This window comes from Streptomyces sp. NPDC007157 (assembly GCF_040634235.1).
GTDB lineage: Bacteria > Actinomycetota > Actinomycetes > Streptomycetales > Streptomycetaceae > Streptomyces.
Genome location: NZ_JBEYFE010000070.1, coordinates 1 through 1,605, shown reverse-complemented (window position 1 = coordinate 1,605; position 1,605 = coordinate 1). Strand labels below are relative to the sequence as shown.

Annotated in this window: 3 protein-coding genes; 2 read left to right on the top strand and 1 reads right to left on the bottom strand. The window is 69.5% G+C overall.

From position 1 onward, the window contains the following. Positions 1-284, bottom strand: a 284-nt coding sequence (locus ABZ642_RS46395) for a hypothetical protein (RefSeq protein ID WP_360497791.1), incomplete at its 3' end; no start/stop codon positions are given. A gap of 10 nt (positions 285-294) precedes the next feature. Between ABZ642_RS46395 and ABZ642_RS46390 the strand changes: the two genes are divergently transcribed. Beyond that, positions 295-729: a hypothetical protein gene (locus ABZ642_RS46390; protein ID WP_360497788.1), complete on the top strand. Its 435-nt coding sequence runs from the start codon at positions 295-297 to the stop codon at positions 727-729. Between the two features lie 301 nt (positions 730-1,030). Further along, positions 1,031-1,585 carry a DUF5819 family protein gene (locus tag ABZ642_RS46385; protein WP_360497785.1) on the top strand — a complete coding sequence of 185 codons (555 nt, stop codon included), beginning with the start codon at positions 1,031-1,033 and terminating at the stop codon, positions 1,583-1,585. Positions 1,586-1,605 lie beyond the last annotated feature (20 nt).

Genomic DNA, 1,605 nt, shown 5'->3' with positions numbered 1-1,605 from the left:
CGCATCTTCCTCAACAACTGCGCGACCAGCACGACCGGTGGCACCACGACCGGAACCACCAGCGGTACGACGACCGGTGGCACCACGACGACCGGCACGACCACCGGTACGACGACTGGCACCACGACCGGCACGACGACCGGTGGCACCACGACCGGTACGACGACTGGCACCACGACCGGTACGACGACTGGTACGACGACTGGTACGACGACCGGTGGCACCACGACGGGTACGACGACTGGCACCACGACCGGTACGACGACGGGAACTACGACCGGCACCGTCGCTGGTGTGACGGGTGGCGGTCTGGTCAGTGGGGGTCTGGTCACTGGCGGTGTGCTGGGCGGGCCGATCGTGGGGACCGGCGGTACCTCGGGGAACGTCTCCGGCAACACCGCCGGGAACACGTCGGGTAACACCGCGGGGAACAACGGTACTTCCGGGAACACGTCGGGCAGCACCGGCGGGGAGACCGCGGGTGGCCATGGCGGCAAGCCTGGTGAGCAGGACAACAAGCCCGGCGGCCCGGGCCACGGTGGGGGCCATCACGAGCATGGCAAGCCGGGCGAGGAGCAGCAGGGTGAGCACGGCAAGCCCGAGCACGGCAAGCCGGAGCACGGCAAGCCGGAGCACGGTGAGGACTACACCAACTACGACTACGCCCACTACGACTACAGCAACTACGGCTACGGCAGCTCGCCGAAGTCCGAGGGTCACGAGGGCTAGGCGGCTGGCTGCGGGAGGTTCGTACATCGGATGACGGCGCGCGGCGGGATCCCCTCGATTCCGCCGTGCGCCGCCGGTGTCGGTCCATCCGTGCAGACCTCAGGCGCCGGGCGGTGGATATGAGAAGGCAAGGTGGGCGGTGTCGAGCGGAATTGATTCAGCGCGCGTGCGGGAAACCGGGAGGTCCGATGCCGGTCCGCCTCCAGGGCCGGGGTACGAGGGCGGGGTCCCGCCCGGCGAGCGGTCCGCGGGTGCCAGGGCGCTGAGGGCGGGGCTGCACACTGCCGTCCTGCTGTGTCTGGTGACGACTGTGGTCCATCTCGGTGCCGTCTTTCTGCATGTGGCGCCTGCCAACCCCGTCTCAAGGCGGTACAGCCGGCAGGTCGACGCCTGGGTGTATCCCCTGTTCGAGCAGAACTGGCGGCTCTTCGCGCCCAACCCCGACTCGGTCAACCGGCAGGTCCTGGCGAGAACCGCGCACACCGCGTCCCACGGCCCGATGCGCGTCGGCCCGTGGGTCGACCTGACCGCCATGGACCGTGCCGCGGTCGAGCACAACCCGTTTCCGAGCCACACGGCCCAGAACCTCCTGCGCCGTGCCTGGGCCTCCTACGTCGACACCCACGGAGAGGACGACACGGCACGCTCGGAGCGGGCCGTGATGATGCAGAAGTACCTGCGCAACATCGCCGCCGACCGCCTCGCCGACCACGACGGTGGCACCTTCGAGTTCGTTCAGCTCCGGGTCCTCACGCTGCCCGTGGCCGCCCCCGGCACCACGCCCGGGCACCGGCCGCCGTCACCGGTTCAGAACCGGCTCCTGCCCTGGTGGAAGGTGACCCCCGATGGGAAATGAGCAGATCCGTGAACGCACCG